The following is a 20,184-nucleotide window of genomic DNA, read 5'->3' as shown; positions in this document are numbered from 1 at the left end:
CACCCTGCTAGAATTCGGCCTGCCGCATTGTTCCGATTGACTGATGAGATTGCTTGACGCCCTGGTCGAACAACGTATTGCCGCCGCCGCCGCGCGGGGCGAGTTCGACGATTTGCCGGGTACCGGCGCGCCGCAGGCGCTGGATGACGACCTGCTCGTGCCCGAGGAGGTGCGGGTGGCCAACCGTATCCTGAAGAACGCGGGCTTCGTGCCGCCGGCCGTCGAGCAACTGCGCGCGCTGCGCAATCTGCACGACGAAGTGCAGGCGGTCAGCGACCGTGCCGCGCGTTGCCGGCTGCAGGCGAAGATCCTCGCGCTCGACATGGCGCTGGAATCGCTGCGCGGCGGCCCGATGGTGATGCCGCGCGACTACTGCCGGCGCATCGCGGAACGCCTGTGCGAGCGCGGGCTCGACGACGCGTCCGCCGAAGCGGGGACGATGTGACGTCCGACGCGCTGCACGACGCAGCCCGCGCGGCAGCCGCCCCGGCCGCTGAACCCGTCGCCGATTCTGCCGTTCACGAAGCCGCGCCCATCTCGGCGCGCGACCTCCATTTCATGCGTCTTGCGCAAGCCGCCGCCGAAGAGGCGCGTGCGGCCGGCGAAGTGCCGGTCGGCGCGGTGCTCGTGCGCGGCGACGAAGTGATCGCACGCGGCTTCAACCATCCGATCGGCGGGCACGACCCGTCCGCGCATGCCGAAATGGCCGCGCTGCGCATGGCCGCGCAGCAGTTGCAGAATTACCGGATGCCGGGCTGCGAGCTGTACGTGACGCTCGAGCCGTGCCTGATGTGCGCCGGCGCGATCATGCACGCCCGCATCGCGCGGGTCGTCTATGGCGCGGCCGACCCGAAGACGGGCGCGTGCGGCAGCGTGATCGACGCATTCGCGAATCCGCAGTTGAACCACCACACCGAAGTGACGGGCGGCGTGCTCGCCGACGAATGCGGCGCCGCGCTGAAGTCGTTCTTCGCCGAGCGCCGTCGCGCGTTGCGCGAGGCACGGCTCGCCCGCGACGCCGAATCCGGCGCGTCATAGTCGCCGCCGCCGCGCCCGTCGTTCCGGGCGCGCACGGTTTCCGTGAACCGGACCCGGTTCGGACCCTCTAAGCAGGTTTGACGATCCCGATACCTTTCGCCATGTCCTTCCAGCCCGCCGCGTCCTACACCATCCGCCTGCTGGCGCCGTCCGGCTATCCGCACGACCCCGACGCGATCAACCGCGCGCTCGAGCGCCTCAGCACCGCGCAGCAGCGCATCGAGAACATCGAGGCGACGCAGCGGCGCTTCCAGCGCTTCGGCGGCACCGACGGCGAGCGCGCAGGCGACCTGAACCGCCTCGCGGATCCCGAGCGGCCGCTGCCGGACATCGCGCTCGCGGTGCGCGGCGGCTACGGCGCCGCACGCATCCTGCATGGGCTCGACTATCGCGGCCTCGAGCGCCGGCTGCGCGACCAGCCGGTCGCGCTCGTCGGTCACAGCGACTTCACGGCGATCCAGCTGGCGCTGTATGCGAAGGCGCGCATCAAGACGTTCGGCGGCCCGATGCTGTCGGCCGACTTCGGCGCCGAAACGCCGAGCGACTTCACGATGCGGCATTTCTGGCAGACGCTGACGCAGCCGAGCACGACGATCGTCGCCGACGCACCGCAGGTGCAGGCGGTGAACGTGACCGGCACGCTGTGGGGCGGCAACCTCGCGATCCTCACGTCGCTGGTCGGCACGCCGTACATGCCCGACATCGAGGGCGGCATCCTGTTCATCGAGGACGTCAACGAGCAGCCGTTCCGGATCGAGCGGATGATCTATCAGCTGCATTTGTCGGGGCTGCTCGCACGCCAGCAGGCGCTCGTGCTCGGCCAGTTCACCGGCGCGCGGCCGTTCGAGTACGACAACGGCTACGACATGCAGGCGATGATCGACCAGGTGCGCGCGGTGGTCGGGATTCCGGTCGTCACGGGGCTCCAGTTCGGCCACGTGCCCGACCTGCTGACGCTGCCGTTCGGCGCGCAGGCCCAACTGGTCGCGAATGCGCACGGGTTCCGGCTCACGGTGTCGGACTATCCGCATCTCGGCTGATGCCGGCGCGATCGATCGAAAGGCGGGTTTTCCCGCCTTTTTCTTCATGTAAACGCGCAACTAACGGTCCATATTTTTCGTCGACGTCCACGCGACTTTCGCCCGACTGTGCACCATTTTTGTCAACAAAATGGCCGGAAGGGTATACGACGAGAAGGGCCTCCGTATTGCCTGTCAGGCTTGTCGTGCATGGAATTCGTGCGCACTGCACCGAATGGAGACATGCCGGCGCACGCCGATTGTGCGGAATCCTGCAAAAGAATTGTTGACAATCTTTATGTCCGCCCTAGGATGAGGACCATCACACGATGCAGATCATGAACGAGCCCGATTCCTCTCCGTCCGGTGCAGCCGGTCCCGAAGCGATCGCCGAGCGCATCCGCACGGCGATCCTCGAGCATCGGCTCGCGCCCGGCGCGAAGCTGACGGAGGCGCAGCTCTGCGACGTGTTCGGCGTGAAGCGCGGGACGATCCGCCAGGCGCTCGCGCAGCTCGCGACCGACAAGCTGGTCGACCTCGAGCCGAACCGCGGGGCGTTCGTCGCGAGCCCGACGCTGCAGGACGTGCACGAAGTGTTCGAGATGCGCCGGATCATCGAGCTGGCCGTGGTCGAGCGGCTCGCCACCGGCCCCGGCGCCAGGCGCTTGAAGGGCGTCGCCGCGCTGATCGACAAGGAGCGCAAGGCGTTCGAGCGGCACGACTTCGCCGCGTGGATCCGGCTGTCGGGCGAATTCCATACGGCGCTCGCGACGCTGATGGGCAATGCGACGCTCAGCGAGTGCCTCGAAGGGCTCGTTGCACGCTCGACGCTGATGTCGGCGCTGTACGAATCGCACGGGCGCAGCCCGTGCTCGTGCGACGACCACGACGAGATCCTCGCCGCGCTGGAGGCGGGCGATCCGAAGCAGGCGGTGACGCTGATGGCGCGCCACCTGCAGCATGTCGAACTGAAGATGCTGGACCGGCCCGCGCAAGGGCAGGTCGATTTGCGCGAAGTGTTCGGCGGCGCCTGAGCGGCGACGCGAACCCGGCCGCGCGCCACAGAACGAGCGAAATGCGGGCCCGCGGTGTTTGCCGCGGGCCGCTGGTCCGACTCCGGGCGACGATCCGGAGCGATATCGATGACGGTGGAGCGGCCTTCCGGCCGCGTCAAGGAGAAGTCATGGCTCAGTTCAGTGTGGCGCACGACAGCGCCTATCCGGCGGAAGAAGGCGGCGAGGGCGGCGGTCCGGCGTTGCCGGATGGTTACAGCGAACGTCTGTACAACGAAGATTTGGCACCCCTTAAAAATCAGACATGGGGCTCGTACAACATCTTCGCGTTCTGGATGTCGGACGTGCACAGCGTCGGCGGCTACGTGTTCGCGGGCAGCCTGTTCGCGCTCGGGCTGACGAGCTGGCAGGTGCTGATCGCGCTGATCGTCGGCATCGGCCTCGTGAACGCGCTGTGCAACCTGATCGCGCGGCCGAGCCAGCAGATCGGCGTGCCGTATCCGGTCGCATGCCGCGCGACGTTCGGCGTGCTCGGCGCGAACGTGCCGGCTGTGATCCGCGGGCTGATCGCGATCGCGTGGTACGGCATCCAGACTTATCTTGCGTCGAGCGCGCTCGTGATCGTCGTGCTGAAATTCTTCCCGCAATGGCTGCCGTATGCGGACGTCCATCGCTACGGCTTCCTCGGGTTGTCGGCGGTCGGCTGGGCCGGCTTCATGCTGTTGTGGGTGCTGCAGGCGTTCGTGTTCTGGAACGGGATGGAGACGATCAAGAAGTTCATCGACTTCGCGGGCCCGGCCGTCTATGTCGTGATGTTCATCCTGGCCGGCTACATGGTGTGGCGCGCAGGCTGGCGCAACATCGGCATCAACCTCGGCGGCGTCAAGTATCACGGCGCGGAAGTGATTCCGGTGATGATCACCGCCGTGTCGCTCGTCGTGTCGTACTTCTCCGGGCCGATGCTGAACTTCGGCGATTTCTCGCGCTACTGCCGCTCGTTCGGCGAAGTGAAGCGCGGCAATTTCTGGGGGCTGCCGGTCAACTTCCTCGCGTTCTCGCTGGTCACGGTGATCACGACGGCCGCGACGCTGCCGGTGTTCGGCGAACTGATCACCGACCCGGTCGAGACGGTCGGCCGCATCGACCATCCGACCGCGGTGATCCTCGGCGCGCTGACGTTCACGATCGCGACGATCGGCATCAACATCGTCGCGAACTTCGTGTCGCCCGCGTTCGATTTCTCGAACGTCGCACCGCGCCTGATCAGCTGGCGCGCGGGCGGGATGCTCGCGGCCGTCGCGTCGATCTTCATCACGCCGTGGAACCTGTTCAACAACCCAGCCGTGATCCACTACACGCTCGACGTGCTCGGCGCGTTCATCGGCCCGCTGTACGGCGTGCTGATCGCCGACTTCTACCTCGTCAAGCGCGGCCGCCTCGTGCGCGACGACCTGTACACGATGTCGGAAAGCGGCAGCTACTGGTACACGGGCGGCGTGAACCGCCGCGCGCTCGCCGCGCTGTTGCCGGCCGCGGTGATCGCGGTGGCCTGCGTGATGGTGCCGGGCTGGCAGGGTGTCGCGAATTTCTCGTGGTTCATCGGCGCGGGGCTCGGCTTCGTGTTCTACCGGCTGCTCGTGAGCGCGAAGGCGTAAGGAGCGTGCGATGAAGATCCGACTGATCAATCCGAACACGACGCAGCGGATGACCGACGCGATGGGCCGCTGCGCGCGCGAGGTCGCGGCCGCCGGCACGGAGATCGTCGCCGTGAGCCCGCCCATGGGGCCGCCGTCGATCGAAGGGTATTACGACGAGGCGCTCGCGACGCCGGGCCTCCTCGCGGAGATCGCGCAGGGCGAGCGCGACGGCTGCGACGCATACGTGATCGCGTGTTTCGGCGATCCGGGCCTGTACGCCGCGCGCGAGCTCGCGCGCGGGCCGGTGATCGGCATCGCCGAGGCCGCGATGCATGCGGCGAGCGTGCTCGCGCCGGGCTTCTCGGTCGTCACGACGCTCGCGCGCACCTGCGGGATGGCGTGGCACCTCGCGGAGCGCTACGGGATGAAGCGGTTCTGCCGCAACGTGCGCGCGACCGACGTCGCGGTGCTCGAACTCGACCGGCCCGGCTCGGCCGCGCGCCGGATCATCGTCGACGAATGCCGGCGCGCGCTCGACGAGGATGGCGCCGATGCGATCGTGCTCGGCTGCGCGGGGATGGCCGAATTCGCGCACGAGGTCGAGCAGCAGATCGGCGCGCCGGTGGTCGAGGGCGTCACGGCGGCCGTGAAGTGGGCCGAGGCGCTGGTCGCGCTGCGCCTCGCGACCGCGAAACGCGGCGACTACGCGCGGCCGCTGCCGAAGCGCTACGACGGCGCGTTCGCCCGCTTCAGCCCGTCGGACGGGGATGCGACGGAACCGGTCCCGAATTTGCCGCAACCGCACATACACACCGTCTGACACGCACTATCTGCGCCGCTGTATGGGCGCGTATGAACCTTTTCGCTACACTGGGCCGTCATCGCATCGGCTTGTGCGGCCGGCCTCCGGCACCGCGCGGTCGATGCGAACCCATTATTTCAGCCCGCTCATTCAGCCCGTTTTCGTTGCACTTCGAACCATGTCACTCGATCCCAACTATCCTCGCGACCTGATCGGCTACGGCCGCCATCCCGTTCAGGCGAACTGGCCGGGGCGCGCCCGCGTCGCCGTGCAATTCGTGCTGAACTACGAGGAGGGCGGCGAGAACTGCGTGCTGCACGGCGATCCGGGCTCCGAGCAGTTCCTGTCCGAAATCGTCGGCGCGGCCGCGTATCCGGACCGCCACATGAGCATGGAGTCGATCTACGAATACGGGTCGCGGGCCGGCGTGTGGCGCATCCTGCGCGAATTCGAGAAGCGCGGGTTGCCGCTGACGGTATTCGGCGTCGGCATGGCGATCGAGCGGCATCCGGAACTCGCGCGCGCCTTCGTCGAGCTCGGCCATGAGATCGCATGCCACGGCTGGCGATGGATCCACTACCAGAGCATGGCGCCGGAGCTCGAAGCCGAGCACATGCGCCTCGGGATGGAGGCGATCGAGCGCGTGACGGGCGAGCGCCCGCTCGGCTGGTATACCGGCCGCGACAGCCCCAATACGCACCGCCTGGTCGCCGAATACGGCGGCTTCCTGTACGACTCCGACAACTACGGCGACGACCTGCCGTTCTGGATGGACGTCGAAGTGTCGGGCGGCCGCACGTCGCCGCAACTGATCGTGCCGTACACGCTCGACACGAACGACATGCGTTTCGCGACGCCGCAGGGCTTCAACACCGGCGACCACTTCTTCGACTACCTGCGCGACGCATTCGACGTGCTGTACGCGGAAGGCGACGAGGCGCCGAAGATGCTGTCGATCGGCATGCACTGCCGACTGCTCGGCCGGCCGGGCCGGTTCCGCGGGCTGCAGCGTTTCCTCGATCACATCGAGAAGCACGATCGCGTATGGGTGACGCGCCGTGTCGATATCGCGCGTCACTGGCGTGAACATCATCCGTATCAGCCCAATCATCGAAACGAAGGGAAAGCATGAAGGCGATGCGCTACACGTTGGAGCAACTGAACACGATGGCGCCGAGCGCATTTGTCGCGGCGCTGTCGGGGATTTTCGAACATTCGCCGTGGGTGGCCGAAGTCGCCGCGGGCGAGCGGCCGTTCGCGAGCATCGACGCGCTGCACAAGACGATGTCGGGCGCGGTGGAAAACGGCGGCGAAGTGCGCCAGCTCGCGCTGATCAACGCTCACCCGGAGCTGGCCGGCAAGGCCGCCGTGCGCGGCGAGCTGACGGCCGAGTCGACCCGCGAACAGAGCGGCGCAGGCCTCGACCAGTGCACGCAGGAAGAATTCGACAAGCTGCTGACGCTGAACCGCACGTATCGCGAGAAGTTCGGCTTCCCGTTCATCCTCGCAGTGCGCGGTTATGATCGCCACGGCATCATCGCGAATTTCGAGTCGCGCGTGAATCATTCGCGCACCGAGGAACTGCGCACGAGCCTCGACCAGATCTACCGGATCGCGCGCTTCCGCCTCGACGACCTGATCGACGCCTGACACCGCAATACGGCCTGCTGCGTCGCAGCGGCCTGATCGCCTCACTGAAACAAGGAAACATCATGGCTGTTCCGCTTCTCGATCCGAACGCACCCGATTTCACGCGGCGCTACGTGAATCTTGCCGACCCGCGTCTCGGTGCGCAGGCGCTCGAGGCCAGCGACGACTTCTTCGCGCCGAAGGACCGGATGCTGAACCCCGAGCCGGCCGTCTTCATTCCCGGCAAGTACGACGACCACGGCAAGTGGATGGACGGCTGGGAAACGCGCCGCAAGCGTACGACCGGCTACGACTGGTGCATCGTCAAGCTCGCGCGCCCGGGCGTGATCAAGGGCTTCGACATCGACACGAGCCATTTCACCGGCAACTTCCCGCCGGCCGCGTCGATCGAGGCCGCGTTCGTGGCCGACGGCGCGCCGACGCATGCGACCGAGTGGGTCGAGATCGTGCCGTCGACGACGCTGCAGGGCAACAGCCATCACTACGTCGAAGCGCACGACGCACGGGCGTTCACGCATCTGCGCGTAAACATCTACCCGGACGGCGGCATCGCGCGCCTGCGCGTGTACGGCCAGCCGCAGCTCGACTGGGCCGGCGCGAGCGCGACCGAGCAGTTCGACCTCGCGGCGATGGAAAACGGCGGTTACGTGGTGGCCGCGAACAACCAGCACTTTGGCGTCGCGTCGAACCTGCTGCTGCCGGGCCGCGGCGTGAACATGGGCGACGGCTGGGAAACCCGCCGCCGCCGCGAGCCGGGCAACGACTGGGCGATCATCGCGCTCGCGCAGCCGGGCGTGATCCGCAAGATCGAAGTCGATACCGCGTTCTTCAAGGGCAACTATCCGGATCGCTGCTCGATCCAGGCCGCGTACGTGTCGGGCGGCACGGACAGCTCGCTGATCACGCAGTCGATGTTCTGGCCGGTGCTGCTCGGCGAACAGAAGCTGCAGATGGACAAGCAGCACTACTTCGAACAGGACATCGCGTCGCTCGGCCCCGTCACGCACGTGCGACTGAACATCATTCCGGACGGCGGCGTGTCGCGCCTGCGTCTGTGGGGGACGCTCGACAAATGAAGACGCTTGCCATCGAACCGCTGACCAAGGAAGCCTTCGCGCCGTTCGGCGACGTGATCGAAACGGAAGGGGCGAAGCAGATCCCGATCAACCTCGGCACGACGATCCGCTTTCACGATCTCGCGAAAGTCGACGTGACCGATGAAGGCGGCCGCACGCTCGTCAACCTGTTCCGCGGCCAGCCGCGCACGCTGCCGTTCGAAGTGAAGATGCTGGAGCGGCACCCGCTCGGCAGCCAGGCGTTCGTGCCGCTGAACGACCAGCCGTATCTCGTCGTCGTCGCGCCCGCGGGCGATCTCGACCCGGCGAAGATCCGTGCGTTCGTGACGAGCGGCTGGCAGGGCGTCAACTACGCGAAGGGCGTGTGGCATCACCCGCTGATCGCGCTCGGCGGCGTCAGCGACTTCATCGTCGTCGATCGCGGCGGCGACGGCCTGAACCTGAACGAGCAGGATCTGCCGGAATCGCTGTGGCTCACCGAGGATGCACTGGATGCGGTGACGGCCTGAGTCAGGCCGATCCGATCGTCCTCCCGTCGAAACCCGCGCAGCCTGCGCGGGTTTTTTCATGGACGCTCACCTGCGCGTGAATCAGATGGACGAGGACTGGCGCATCGCGCGCGAACCCTGGCCGCCGCGCCGCCGGGTGGCGACCGGCGCATGCTGCGTCATCAGCTCGGCCACCCAGTCGACGAACACGCGCAGCTTCGCGCTGACGTGCCGGTTCGGCGGGAAGGCGACGTACATCGGCATCGGTTCGAGTTGCCATTGCGCGAACAGCGGCACCAGTTCGCCGTTCGCGCGATACGCGGTGGCCATGTAGTCGGGCAGCCACAGGATGCCGAGCCCCGCGAGGCCGGCTGCGAGGTACGCATTGCCGTCGTCGACCGCGAGCACGTAGCGCCCACGCACGTGGACCTGCTCGCCGTCGCATGTCATCGCGAACGGCAGCGTCTTGCCGGTGCGCGCCCACAGGAAGCCGACGACGCGATGATGCGTGTCGTCGAGTTCGGCCGGATGCGACGGCGTGCCGGCGCGCGCGAGATAGGCGGGCGATGCGTACACGCCGAGCCGCAGGTCGCCGATGTGGCGCGCGACCAGCGAGCGGTCGGTCGGCTCGCCGCCGCGCACGACGCAATCGACGTTCTCGCCGATCACGTCGACCACGCGGTCGCTCACGCCCATGTCGAGCTGGATGTCCGGATGGCGCGCATGAAACGCGGGTAGCGCGGGGATCAGGATCAGGCGCGCGAACGGGCTCGGCACGTCCACCCGCAGCCGCCCGCGCGGCGACGCCGACGCCGCGGACAGGCTCGTTTCGGCATCGTCCATGTCGGCCAGCAGCCGCACGACACGTTCGTAGTACGCGGCGCCGTCGGCCGTGACGACGACCTTGCGGGTCGTGCGGTTGAACAGCTTCACGCGCAGCCGCGCTTCGAGCTGCTGCACCAGTTGCGTGACGGTGGTGCGGCTCATGTGCAGCGTGTCGGCTGCCTTCGTGAAGCTGCCGGCTTCCACCACGCGGGCGAACGCCTGCATTGCGTCGAATCGATCCATCGGGTCGGGGCTCCGCGTCGGTCGCAGGATTGTTTGGGATGTGCAAACAGTGTTGGACAGGGTTGCCGGTTTATCCGCCACGCAACGGTCCTTAAAGTGCCTTCATCGTTGATGCACGGGCATGCCGCCCAAGACCGATGGAGGTGTCGAATGGCAAAGCGTAGCGCAGTTTTTCCGCCGGGTCGCCAGGCGCTGTACGACCGCAACCGTTATTCGCCGGCGCTGCGCGCGAACGGCTTCCTGTTCGTATCCGGGCAGGTGGGCAGCCGCGAGGACGGCTCGCCCGAGCCGGAACTGGGCGCGCAGGTGCGCCGTGCGTTCGACAACCTGAATGCGGTGCTGCGCGCGGCCGGCTGCACGTTCGACGACGTCGTCGACGTGACGGTGTTCCTCGTCGATCCCGAAGCGACGTTCGAGCGGGTCTGGGAGATCGTGCCCGAATACTGGGGCGACGCACCGCATCCGACGCTGACCGCCGTCGGCGCGACCTGGCTGTATGGGTTTCAGTTCGAGATCAAGGTGATTGCGCGGTTGCCGGAGACGGGCGACGCATGAGCATTCGGCGCCTGGGTTTCAGCTTGGCGTGCATCACGGCGCGACGGCCGGCTCGTGTTCATACGCGCGATGCAGCAGCGCGACGAACGACGACGAATCGGGCAGCGTCGCCGTGCCGAGCCGGCGCACCGCGATGGCCGGCGTCCATGAATTCATCACGACGGCGCCGGCCAGTGACGGCAGGTCGGCCGGCCTGACTTCACGGTCGTGCTGCGCGACGCCGAGGCGTGCCAGTTGCCGCCGCAGGATGCCCATCGTGACACCGCCGAGCATGCCGGCCACCGGCCACACGACCGCGTCGCCGGTCCAGAACGCCAGATTCCAGATCGAGCCTTCGCTGATGCGCCCGTGGCGATCGATGAACGCCGCATCGTCGAAATCCAGTGAGACCGCGCGGCGCAGAAAGTGCGTTTTCGCGACTTCGCCGACGTGCTTGATCGCCGGCAGCACGCGCTCGTAGTCGAACAGCGCGAGATCGAGCGGGCCTGCGGGCCCCGACGACGGCGCCGCGGTGCGCACCAGCACGTCGAGCGTTTCATCGGCGCGCGGCGCGACGAATTCGCCGCTCGTCGCATGAACGGTCGCGGTCAGCGACAGCGCCGATGGCGCGTGCTCGAGCGCGGCGTGCAGGAACGTGCGCATTCGTGCGTCGGGCAGCGCCTGTCCGAACAGTGCATTCGATGCTTCGCGCAGCCGGGCGAGATGCAGGTCGAGGCCGCGCACGCGCCCGTCGCGGACCTGCATCGCGGTGAAATGCGCGTGGCCCGCGAAGGCCAGCGCGGCGAGTGCATCCGGCGCGGCGGTCGTGCCGTTGAGTTGAGTGACGGACGGGAACGATACGGCGATCATCGGCAAATCTCCGGGTTCGGCCGCGGGCACGGGGCGGCGCGCGGCATCTTCAAGAACGGCTATTGTTTGCTCATTGATGGCGTCATGAAAAACGAGTAGTTTTCGGACGGTCATCAAATTCCTTTTGAAGATCGATGGAACGCATGTGGCCCGGTACGCGCGCGCTGAGGACGTTCGATGCAGCGGCGCGGCACCTGAATTTCTCGCGGGCGGCCGACGAGGTCGGGTTGACGCCGGCCGCGGTCAGTCACCAGATCAAGGAAATCGAAGCGCAACTCGGCATGGACCTGTTCGTCCGTACGAGCCGCAGCATCCGGCTGACGCCCGCCGGCGTCGTGCTGGCCGGCGCGGCCGCCGACGCGCTGGCGGGCCTGCAACGTGCGACCGCACGGGCGCGCCGCCTCGCACGCGAGCAGACCGAACTGCGCGTGTCGGTCGGCGCACGCTTCGCGACGCACTGGCTGCTGCCGCGCCTGCCGCGTTTCAGGGCCGCCCATCCCGCGCTCGAACTCACGTTCGACATCACCGATCGCCTGCGCGATTTCGCCGACGACGATGTGGACGTCGCGATCCGCTTCGGCACCGGGCGTTACCGCGATGCAGGTGCGCAGCGCCTGTTCGGCACGTCGGTCGTCGCGGTCTGCAGCCCGGCGCTGCTGTCGGCCGGGCAGCCGCCGCGCGTGCCGCGCGACCTGCTGCGCTACACGCTGTGCCACGCCGACTGCGAAGTCGACGGCGTGCGCTGGCCGCGCTGGTCGGCATGGATGACGGCAGCCGGGGTCGCAGGTTTCGACGACAGCCGGTGCGTCGCGTTTCCGGATTCCAGCCACGTCGTGCAGGCCGTGGCGGACGGCGCGGCGGTCGGGCTGGCCGAGCCGCACATGATCGTGCGCGATCTCGCGGACGGGCGCCTCGTGCGGCTGTTCGACGTGAGCGTCGACGTGGCGCCGGCGCTCGCGTATCACGTCGTATATCCGGCGCACCTGCAGGATGATCCGCGCATCGTCGCGTTGCGCGGCTGGCTCGCGGACGAAGTCGCGACGGTGCGCGTGTAGCGCGTGCTATCGTGCCCGCAGCGCCACTGCACGACGCCCGCTTCCGGGCGCGATCTTCCGATGAGCCAGCCTGAAAACGACCTCGCGGTCCTGCTGCGCACGATGCGGCCCGAACTGCATCCGGGCGCGTTCGCGTTCATCGCGCTGCCGCACGACGCCGACGTATCGGTATCCGACGTGATCGCGACGTTCCGCGAAGCGGAAGGGCTGACGGTCGTGGTCGACGAGCAGACGGCCGCCCGGCGCGGCTGGCCGGTGCTGTTCCGCGCCGCCTGGATCACGCTCACCGTGCATTCCGACCTCGCGGCCGTCGGCCTCACGGCCGCATTCGCACGCGCGCTCGGTGCGGCAGGCATCAGTTGCAACGTGATGGCCGCCGCGTACCACGATCACATCTTCGTGCCGTTCGACGACGGCCCGCGCGCCCGCGATGCACTCGTCGCACTGCAGCGCGACGCGATGCGCGGCTGACGCGCGCAGGGCATTCTGAGCGGGCAAAAAAACGGGCCCGTGACCGGGCCCGCGAACGGAGAGGATGGCGCCGGCGCATGACCGTGCCGGCGCCGGGCGGCTTACTTGACCGCGCCGCCCTCGAACCAGGCGGCGAGCTTGGTCCGCTCGTCGTCGGTCATGTGCGTGACGTTGCCGATCGGCATCGCCTTCAGGCGCACGGCCTGGTCGTAGATGCGCTGCGCGTTCTTCGACACTTCGTCCGGCGTATCGAACATCACGCCCGCGGGCGCGCTGCCCATCAGCGTCGGCTTGGCCGAGTGGCACTCGACGCAGCGCTGCTGCAGGATCGGCATGATGTCGTTGATCACGATCTTCGGTGCGTTGGCCGCTTGCGCTTCCGGGGCGACCGGCTTCGGCATCGTCCACACCAGCGCGCCCGACAGCAGCGCGACGCCGCCGATCGGCAGGTACCACAGCTGCTTGCCGCGGTGACGCATCACGAAGAACTGGCGAATCAGCGCGCCGGCCAGCATGATCAGCACGAGCACGACCCAGTTGAACTTGTTCGTGTACGTCATCGCATAGTGGTTCGACAGCATCGCGAACACGACCGGCAGCGTGAAGTACGTGTTGTGCACCGAACGCTGCTTGCCGCGCTTGCCGTAGATCGGGTTCGGCTCTTCGCCCTTGAGCATCTTGTCGACCATCTTGCGCTGACCGGGGATGATCACGAAGAACACGTTCGCCGACATGATCGTCGCGAGCATCGCGCCGACGATCAGGTAGGCGGCACGGCCCGAGAAGATGTGGCACGCGAGGTACGCCGCGACGACGACGTACAGGCCGACGCAGATGCCCAGCACGCGGTCGTTGGTGCCGAGGATGCGGCACAGCGAGTCGTAGACGATCCAGCCGGCGGCGAGGAAGCCGAGCGCGGACGCGACGGCGACGACCGGGCCCATGTCGAGCACGTTCTTGTCGATCAGGTACGTGTTCGGGGCGAGCAGGTACAGCACGAAGAACAGCGTGAAGCCCGACAGCCACGTCGTGTACGACGGCCACTTCGACCAGTGCAGGTCATCCGGCATTTCCGGCGGGGCGACCGTGTACTTCTGCATGTTGTAGAAGCCGCCGCCGTGGACGTGCCACAGCTCGCCGAACACGCCGCGCTTGCGCTGGTTCGGGTCGGTCGGCGGTTTCAGGCTGTTGTCGAGCGCGACGAAATAGAACGACTCGCCGATCCACGCAATCGCGACGATGACGTGCAGCCATCGCAGCGCGAGGTTCAGCCAGTCGGTGATGAAGCCTTCCATGAAACTCCTCCAGACTCAGATTTTGTCTTGATGCGGGCGCTGATGCGTATGTCAGCTGCCGCGATAGGTGCTGTACGACCACGGCGACACGAGCAGCGGCACGTGGTAGTGCGATGCGGTGTCGGCGATGCCGAAGCGGAGCACGACGCGGTCGACGAAGCGGGGTTCGGGCACCTTCACGCCGAGCGCCGCGAAGTAGTCGCCGGCATGGAATACGAGTTCGTATTCGCCGGCGGCGAGCGCCGCGCCTTCGAGCAGGGGTTCGTCGCAGCGGCCGTCGCTATTGGTCAGCACGGTCTTGATCGCGCGGCGCGATTCGCCGTCCAGCGCGTAGAGGTCCACCTTGATGGCGGCGCCGGGACGGCCGTGCGCCGTATCGAGTACGTGGGTAGTGAGCTTTCCCATTCGTTGTTCCTTGTGTGAATGCGAGGTTCGGCGGCGGCTCGATCCATGACTGTGCGGCGGATCGAGGCTCCACGTCACGTGGCTACATACCCGTCGGCGAGAGTGAAGCGAGCGCCGTGCAGGCATTGTAAAAAGGTTCCCCACGCAAATACGGGCGCGATATCAAAGATAATGCGCCGCGCATGAGCGGCTGTCGACGGCCCGCCGGATAGGGCTTCGAGCGGCGGTTGCGGGCGCCCGGCAGGGCGGCGGGCGGCGTACCATACCGAATCCCTGAAGGGCGGTATTCCGGATCGCGCATTGTGCGCGGCGCGCGCTTGGGCGATCCTCCCGCCGTGCGCGTCGGCCCGTGGCCCGCGCGTACCCCGAAGACGGCGAGCACGCCGGGTAACCGGGCCAGGGCGTTCGAACGGACGCAGGCACCGGGGCGTGCCGCGATTCAGCGTTCGAACGGCTGTGTGACCGCCTCCAGGACAGCCCCTGGAGGCAGACCGACGCGGAGAACGCATGAATCTCGAGCAGCACGCTGGCGCACGCGCGCCGAACCCCTCCTCATCCCGCCCGACGACCCTGCTGGTCAAGCACGCCGACGTGCTCGTGACCATGGACGACACGCGTCGCGAGCTGCGCGACGCAGGGCTCTACATCGAAGACAACCGGATCGTCGCGGTCGGCCCGAGCGCCGAGCTGCCGGACACGGCCGACGAAGTGCTCGACCTGCGCGGCCACCTCGTGATCCCGGGGCTCGTGAACACGCACCACCACATGTACCAGAGCCTCACGCGCGCGGTGCCGGCCGCGCAGAACGCCGAGCTGTTCGGCTGGCTCACGAACCTGTACCGGATCTGGGCGCACCTGACGCCCGAGATGATCGAGGTGTCGACGCTCACCGCGATGGCCGAGCTGCTGCAGTCGGGCTGCACGACGTCGAGCGACCATCTGTACATCTACCCGAACGGCAGCCGGCTCGACGACAGCATCGGCGCCGCGCAGCGGATCGGCATGCGCTTTCACGCGAGCCGCGGCGCGATGAGCGTCGGCCAGCGCGACGGCGGGCTGCCGCCCGATTCGGTCGTCGAGCGCGAACCCGACATCCTGCGCGACGCGCAGCGCCTGATCGAGACCTATCACGACGAAGGCCGCTACGCGATGCTGCGCGTGGTGGTCGCGCCGTGCTCGCCGTTCTCGGTGAGCCGCGAGCTGATGCGCGACGCGGCCGTGCTGGCGCGCGAATACGGCGTGTCGCTGCACACGCACCTCGCGGAGAACGTCAACGACATCGCGTACAGCCGCGAGAAGTTCGGGATGACGCCTGCCGAATATGCGGAAGATCTCGGCTGGGTCGGCCACGACGTGTGGCATGCGCACTGCGTGCAGCTCGACGATGCGGGCATCGGCCTGTTCGCGCGTACCGGCACGGGCGTCGCGCACTGTCCGTGTTCGAACATGCGGCTCGCGTCCGGCATCGCGCCGGTGAAGAAGATGCGGCTCGCGGGCGTGCCGGTCGGGCTTGGCGTCGACGGTTCCGCGTCGAACGACGGCGCGCAGATGGTGGCGGAAGTGCGCCAGGCGCTGCTGCTGCAGCGGGTCGGCTTCGGGCCCGACGCGATGACCGCGCGCGAAGCGCTCGAGATCGCGACGCTCGGCGGCGCGAAGGTGCTGAACCGCGACGACATCGGCGCGCTGAAACCCGGCATGGCCGCGGATTTCGCCGCGTTCGACCTGCGGCAGCCGCTGTTCGCGGGCGCGTTGCACGATCCGGTCGCGGCGCTCGTGTTCTGCGCGCCGTCGCAGACGGCGTACACGGTGGTGAACGGGAAGGTGGTGGTGCGGGAAGGGCGGCTGGCGACGCTCGATCTGCCGCCCGTGATCGAGCGTCACAATGCACTCGCGCACGCACTCGTCGAGGCATCGCGCTGAAGCCGCGCTGAAGCCGCGCGGCGGCGGCCAGGCCGGGCGCGCCGCCCCCGGCCATCGTCGCTCCGCGCCGTGAAAGCGCGGGCGCGTGCAGGCCGTTACGGCTCGATCAGCGTGCGGGTGGCTTCGGCGACGAGGCTGCGCAGCCAGCGCACTTCGTCGGAGTAATGGCAGCGTTCGTGCCACAGCTGGTAGTACTGCATCGGCGGGAAGTCGAGCGGCGCCGGCACGACGGACAGCGGCAGGAACTTCGCGTAGTGATCGGCGAACAGCCGCGTGGTCGTGAAGATCAGGTCCGACTTCACGAGCACGTACGGCGCGAGGTTGAAGTACGGCAGCGTGACGACCACGTGGCGCTTGAGCCGCTCGCGCGCGAGATGCACGTCGATCGCGCCGCGCTGGCCGACCGAGTACGGCGTCGGCGCGAGGTGCGGTGCGTTCAGGTACTGGTCGAGCGTGAGCCCGCCGCGCTTCGCGAACGGGTGCGTATTGCTCATCAGGCAGACGATTTCGTCGACGAACAGGTTCGACAGGTGCAGTTGCTCGGGCGGCTCGGGCCAGTTGCCAACGACGATGTCGAGCTTGCCGTCTTCCAGCGCGAGCTCGTAGTCGAACGCGGGGCCGAGCGAATGGAACTCGAGCGTCGCATTCGGCGCGGCCTGGCGGAAGCGTTCGACGACGGTCGGGACGAACAGCACGTTCAGGTAGTCGGGGCAGCCGATCCGGTAACAGCGGATCGACGTGGCCGGATCGAAGTTGTGCTGCTGGAACTTGATGCGCTCGATTTCACGCAGCGCGTTCTGCACGGGCTCGAGCAGGCGCAGCCCGTATTCGGTCGGCACCATGCCGGATTTGCCGCGCACCAGCAGCGGGTCGCCGGTGATGTCGCGCAGGCGCCGCAGCGCGGCGCTGATCGCCGGTTGCGACTGGTTCAGTTTGACGGCCGCGCGCGTGACGCTGCGCTCCATCAACAAGGTATGCAAGACGCGCAAGAGGTACGTGTCGATCGCCTCGCGTTGCTGACTCATGTTATCTCCGGTTTATATGGCTGGGCTGATCGAGGGGCAGGTGGGGTATATCGTTTTTAATATGAACGGAAATCAGCGTCAAGAGATGGATACCCGCAGGCACGCGGCGGCCGGGCCGCGACAAGGGGCCCGAACGGGATGCAATGCGGGGCGCGCGGCGCCGCACGGCTCCGCCTTGCGCGGATCCGGATCGCGGCGCGGCGGGTGCGGCGGTGCGCGCGTCAGTCGTCGATGCGCATGCCGACCTTCAGCGTGACCTGCCAGTGCACGACCTGGTCGCCTTCGATGTGACCGCGCGTTTCGGTCACCTGGAACCAGTGCAGGTTGTGCAGCGTCTTGCCGGCTTTCGAGATCGCGTTGCGAATCGCGTCGTCGCTCGATTGCCGCGACGAGCCGGTCAGTTCGATCATCTTGTACACGTGGTCGCTCATGATGCCTCCCTGGGACGTTCGCATGATGGGCCGGTGCAAGGCGCGCGCCCGCAACGGCGCCGTGCGTGCCCGGCTTCTTGAGTGATAGGTATGATGGGCGGCAAGTGCAACCCATATCGGAGACGAGGAACATCGTGGAAGTCGGATTTTGCGGACCGGGATTGATGGGCGCGCCGATGATTCGGCATTTGCTGGCGGCCGGGCATCGCGTCAGCGTGTGGAATCGCTCGCGCGAGAAGGCCGAGGCGCTCGTGAAGGACGGCGCGCAGGTAGTCGGCACGCCGCGCGAGCTGGCCGAGCGCGTCGATACGGTATTCGTGTGCGTGCTCGACGGTCGTGCGGTCGGCGACGTCGTGTTCGGCGAGCACGGGCTGCTTTCCGGTGGCGCGAATGCGCGTCGCCTGCAGCGCATCGTCGATCATTCGAGCATTCCGCCTGCCGCCACGCGCGACTACGCGGCGCGCGCGGCCGCGCTCGGGGTCGGCTGGGTCGATGCGCCGGTGTCCGGCGGCGTGCCGGGCGCGCAGGCCGGCACGCTCGCGGTGATGGCCGGCGGCCGCGCGGCCGATCTCGACGCGGTGCGCCCGCTGATCGATACGTACGCGTCGCGCATCACGCACATGGGCGACGCGGGCGCGGGCCAGACGGCGAAGCTGTGCAATCAGGCGATCGTGACCGCGACGGTCACCGCGATCGCCGAGGCGGTCGGCCTCGCGCAGGCGAGCGGCATCGACGCCGCGCGTCTGGCCGAGGCACTGGCCGGCGGCTGGGCCGATTCGGTGCTGCTGCAGACGTTCGTGCCGCGCATGACGTCGGGCGGGCATCCGTCGATCGGCGCGCTCGCGACGTTCCAGAAGGATGTCGATGCCATCGCCGACGCCGCGCGCGACACGGGCGCGGTGATGCCCGTGTCGGCCACCGTGCAGCAGGTGCTGAGGCTCGGCGCGGCACAGGGGCTCGCCGGCGCCGATTTCGCCGCGTTCATCGACATCGTGCGGCCGAACAACGGCCGTCAACAGGTGTCGTGACGGGCAAGCGGAGCGTGTGAATGGCAGATGGGCCGCCCAAAGGCGGCCCATCGAATGACTGGCGGATCAGCCGAGCGAGCGGGGTGTCGTGTCGCCCGCGTTCTGGCGGCCGAGGCCGCCGCGCAGGCTCGCTTTCGTGCCTGCACCAAACTCGGGCAGGATGCGCGCACGGGCGCGGCTCGCGAAGACGAGGAAGCCGAAGCCGTTTGCTTCGTACCAGTATCCGCCGTTCTCGAGGCCGTCGAGCGGCTGCTCGAGCGCGTTGGCGATCGATTCGATGCAGCGCTTGCGCAATTCGGCGATGGCCGGATAAGGCGGCTGTGCGCCGCGCACGCTGCACAGGAGCACGTCGAGGCCGGGCAGCACATGCGCATAGAGGACGGGTTCGTCCTGCGCGCGGGCGCGGGCAATCTTGGTGTCGAGCTGGGCAAACGGTTTCGAGTGACGCAGGACCGCGAGGAACGACTCCTGGCCATCCTGCGGCGCACGCCGACGTTTTTTCGGGAAGGACATAAACACTCGCCTCAAAAACAATTGCAAGAAATGCGGCACTTTCATGCGACCCACTCCCGGCTATGTACGCCGCATGTCGATCCTTTATAGCACACGAAAATGCTGCATTCGTGCAGTACGACGATCAATGTCTCCCGTCGACCTGCTCGCCATGATCGACACAGCCAGCGTCTTGGCGCCCGTACTGTCGTTTAGTCTCCATCATAGACCTGCTTTTCCCGCGCGTGCATTCGCTCGTCACAAAAAAATGAGATGGGCCGCATGCGGCGGTGCATCGTGTACGCAATAAAAAGGCCCGCACGAGGCGGGCCTGGCGGGCGGAGTGCGTGGCGATCAGCGCTGCTTGAGCGAATCGCGGATCTCGCGCAGCAGCACGGTGTCTTCCGGCGTCGCGGCCGGCGCGGCTTCTTCCGGCTTGCGCAGCTTGTTGATGAATTTCACCATCAGGAAAATGATGAACGCGAGGATAACGAAATTGATCGCCACGGTGATGAACGAGCCGTAGCCGAATGCGGCGACGCCCGCGGCCTGCAGGTCCTTGAACGAGTCGGGATTACCCTTGAACGTCGGGGGGATGGTGCCGAGCAGAACGAACTTGTTCGAGAAATCCAGACCGCCGGTCAGCACACCGATGACCGGCATGATGAGGTCCTTCACGACCGAGTCGACGATTTTCGAGAACGCGCCGCCGATGATCACGCCGACGGCGAGATCCATCACGTTGCCCTTGACGGCGAACTCCTTGAATTCCTTGATGATGCTCATGAGCGGCTTTCTCCTGGTTGGGGGCGAGAGGAGGCGTGCCGCGACGCGCAGGATTGCTTTGCGTCGAATCAGGGTCGGTGG

General features: G+C 67.4%; 23 protein-coding genes. 15 read left to right on the top strand and 8 right to left on the bottom strand.

Translation table 11 applies throughout. From position 1 onward, the window contains the following. Window positions 1-43: 43 nt before the first annotated feature. The 10 genes from DFS13_RS10575 (at window position 44) to DFS13_RS10530 (ending at window position 8,744) form a co-directional block, all read left to right on the top strand. On the top strand, window positions 44-445 hold the full coding sequence (locus DFS13_RS10575; RefSeq protein ID WP_006490221.1) for a DnaJ family domain-containing protein: 402 nt from the start codon (window positions 44-46) through the stop codon (window positions 443-445). After that, on the top strand, window positions 442-1,038 hold the full coding sequence (gene tadA, locus DFS13_RS10570) for a tRNA adenosine(34) deaminase TadA (protein ID WP_111441706.1): 597 nt from the start codon (window positions 442-444) through the stop codon (window positions 1,036-1,038). Before DFS13_RS10575 ends, tadA begins: the two co-directional genes overlap by 4 nt. Before the next feature lie 101 nt (window positions 1,039-1,139). Further along, window positions 1,140-2,078 carry a muramoyltetrapeptide carboxypeptidase gene (gene ldcA, locus DFS13_RS10565; protein WP_006490211.1) on the top strand — a complete coding sequence of 313 codons (939 nt, stop codon included), beginning with the start codon at window positions 1,140-1,142 and terminating at the stop codon, window positions 2,076-2,078. A 308-nt stretch (window positions 2,079-2,386) separates the two neighbouring features. After that, entirely contained in the window at window positions 2,387-3,091 is a 705-nt protein-coding gene (locus DFS13_RS10560) for a GntR family transcriptional regulator (RefSeq protein ID WP_006490206.1), read from the top strand. A 149-nt stretch (window positions 3,092-3,240) separates the two neighbouring features. Beyond that, window positions 3,241-4,725 carry an NCS1 family nucleobase:cation symporter-1 gene (locus tag DFS13_RS10555; protein ID WP_006490228.1) on the top strand — a complete coding sequence of 495 codons (1,485 nt, stop codon included), beginning with the start codon at window positions 3,241-3,243 and terminating at the stop codon, window positions 4,723-4,725. A gap of 10 nt (window positions 4,726-4,735) precedes the next feature. Beyond that, window positions 4,736-5,527: an aspartate/glutamate racemase family protein gene (locus DFS13_RS10550; RefSeq protein WP_006495586.1), complete on the top strand. Its 792-nt coding sequence runs from the start codon at window positions 4,736-4,738 to the stop codon at window positions 5,525-5,527. A 160-nt stretch (window positions 5,528-5,687) separates the two neighbouring features. Continuing rightward, the gene (gene puuE, locus DFS13_RS10545; RefSeq protein WP_006490231.1) at window positions 5,688-6,641 is read left to right on the top strand and encodes an allantoinase PuuE; all 954 of its coding nucleotides are present in this window, start codon (window positions 5,688-5,690) and stop codon (window positions 6,639-6,641) included. Continuing rightward, window positions 6,638-7,159, top strand: coding sequence for a 2-oxo-4-hydroxy-4-carboxy-5-ureidoimidazoline decarboxylase (gene uraD / locus DFS13_RS10540; RefSeq protein ID WP_006490235.1), 522 nt, complete (start codon window positions 6,638-6,640; stop codon window positions 7,157-7,159). The genes puuE and uraD overlap by 4 nt, the downstream gene beginning before the upstream one ends. 62 nt (window positions 7,160-7,221) lie before the next feature. After that, complete coding sequence (gene alc / locus DFS13_RS10535; protein ID WP_006490198.1) at window positions 7,222-8,235, top strand: allantoicase; 1,014 nt, start codon at window positions 7,222-7,224, stop codon at window positions 8,233-8,235. Further along, window positions 8,232-8,744: an ureidoglycolate lyase gene (locus DFS13_RS10530; protein ID WP_006495587.1), complete on the top strand. Its 513-nt coding sequence runs from the start codon at window positions 8,232-8,234 to the stop codon at window positions 8,742-8,744. Before alc ends, DFS13_RS10530 begins: the two co-directional genes overlap by 4 nt. Window positions 8,745-8,825: 81 nt before the next feature. Here DFS13_RS10530 and DFS13_RS10525 read toward each other — a convergent pair whose 3' ends face one another. Beyond that, window positions 8,826-9,791, bottom strand: a complete 966-nt coding sequence (locus DFS13_RS10525; RefSeq protein ID WP_111441705.1) for a LysR family transcriptional regulator — start codon at window positions 9,789-9,791, stop codon at window positions 8,826-8,828. 150 nt (window positions 9,792-9,941) lie between these two features. Between DFS13_RS10525 and DFS13_RS10520 the strand changes: the two genes are divergently transcribed. Continuing rightward, a complete protein-coding gene (locus tag DFS13_RS10520; RefSeq protein WP_111441704.1) occupies window positions 9,942-10,346 on the top strand; it encodes a RidA family protein in 405 nt (134 codons plus the stop codon). Between the two features lie 33 nt (window positions 10,347-10,379). On the opposite strand, the gene DFS13_RS10515 is transcribed toward DFS13_RS10520, so the two are convergent. Next, window positions 10,380-11,195: an aminotransferase class IV family protein gene (locus DFS13_RS10515; RefSeq protein ID WP_375667748.1), complete on the bottom strand. Its 816-nt coding sequence runs from the start codon at window positions 11,193-11,195 to the stop codon at window positions 10,380-10,382. 134 nt (window positions 11,196-11,329) lie between these two features. Here DFS13_RS10515 and DFS13_RS10510 point away from each other — a divergent pair, with 134 nt between their 5' ends. Continuing rightward, window positions 11,330-12,250, top strand: coding sequence for a LysR substrate-binding domain-containing protein (locus DFS13_RS10510; RefSeq protein ID WP_006490229.1), 921 nt, complete (start codon window positions 11,330-11,332; stop codon window positions 12,248-12,250). A 60-nt stretch (window positions 12,251-12,310) separates the two neighbouring features. Continuing rightward, window positions 12,311-12,721 (top strand): ACT domain-containing protein, encoded by a 411-nt coding sequence (locus tag DFS13_RS10505; RefSeq protein WP_006495592.1) that lies wholly within the window; start codon window positions 12,311-12,313, stop codon window positions 12,719-12,721. 101 nt (window positions 12,722-12,822) lie between these two features. Here DFS13_RS10505 and DFS13_RS10500 read toward each other — a convergent pair whose 3' ends face one another. Together DFS13_RS10500 and uraH are read right to left on the bottom strand one after the other, a co-directional pair. Further along, window positions 12,823-14,016 (bottom strand): urate hydroxylase PuuD, encoded by a 1,194-nt coding sequence (locus DFS13_RS10500; RefSeq protein ID WP_006490217.1) that lies wholly within the window; start codon window positions 14,014-14,016, stop codon window positions 12,823-12,825. Between the two features lie 51 nt (window positions 14,017-14,067). Beyond that, window positions 14,068-14,421 carry a hydroxyisourate hydrolase gene (uraH, locus tag DFS13_RS10495; protein WP_006490200.1) on the bottom strand — a complete coding sequence of 118 codons (354 nt, stop codon included), beginning with the start codon at window positions 14,419-14,421 and terminating at the stop codon, window positions 14,068-14,070. 507 nt (window positions 14,422-14,928) lie between these two features. Here uraH and DFS13_RS10485 point away from each other — a divergent pair. After that, window positions 14,929-16,341, top strand: coding sequence for an 8-oxoguanine deaminase (locus DFS13_RS10485; RefSeq protein WP_006490193.1), 1,413 nt, complete (start codon window positions 14,929-14,931; stop codon window positions 16,339-16,341). Between the two features lie 95 nt (window positions 16,342-16,436). On the opposite strand, the gene DFS13_RS10480 is transcribed toward DFS13_RS10485, so the two are convergent. Both DFS13_RS10480 and DFS13_RS10475 read right to left on the bottom strand, forming a co-directional pair. Further along, window positions 16,437-17,366, bottom strand: a complete 930-nt coding sequence (locus DFS13_RS10480; protein WP_006490213.1) for a LysR substrate-binding domain-containing protein — start codon at window positions 17,364-17,366, stop codon at window positions 16,437-16,439. A 221-nt stretch (window positions 17,367-17,587) separates the two neighbouring features. Continuing rightward, on the bottom strand, window positions 17,588-17,797 hold the full coding sequence (locus tag DFS13_RS10475; RefSeq protein ID WP_006493215.1) for a dodecin: 210 nt from the start codon (window positions 17,795-17,797) through the stop codon (window positions 17,588-17,590). Between the two features lie 134 nt (window positions 17,798-17,931). On the opposite strand from DFS13_RS10475, the gene DFS13_RS10470 reads away from it, so the two are divergent. Then, a complete protein-coding gene (locus DFS13_RS10470) occupies window positions 17,932-18,825 on the top strand; it encodes an NAD(P)-dependent oxidoreductase (protein WP_006493213.1) in 894 nt (297 codons plus the stop codon). Between the two features lie 66 nt (window positions 18,826-18,891). On the opposite strand, the gene DFS13_RS10465 is transcribed toward DFS13_RS10470, so the two are convergent. Both DFS13_RS10465 and mscL read right to left on the bottom strand, forming a co-directional pair. Continuing rightward, the gene (locus tag DFS13_RS10465; protein WP_006488003.1) at window positions 18,892-19,338 is read right to left on the bottom strand and encodes a hypothetical protein; all 447 of its coding nucleotides are present in this window, start codon (window positions 19,336-19,338) and stop codon (window positions 18,892-18,894) included. 333 nt (window positions 19,339-19,671) lie between these two features. Beyond that, complete coding sequence (gene mscL, locus DFS13_RS10460; protein WP_006487991.1) at window positions 19,672-20,103, bottom strand: large conductance mechanosensitive channel protein MscL; 432 nt, start codon at window positions 20,101-20,103, stop codon at window positions 19,672-19,674. Window positions 20,104-20,184: the final 81 nt, after the last annotated feature.

This window comes from Burkholderia sp. 28_3, from assembly GCF_003253915.1.
Classification (GTDB): Bacteria; Pseudomonadota; Gammaproteobacteria; order Burkholderiales; family Burkholderiaceae; genus Burkholderia; species Burkholderia cenocepacia.
Note: the sequence above shows the minus strand (reverse complement) of the source record. Positions and strands in the feature narration are given on the sequence as shown.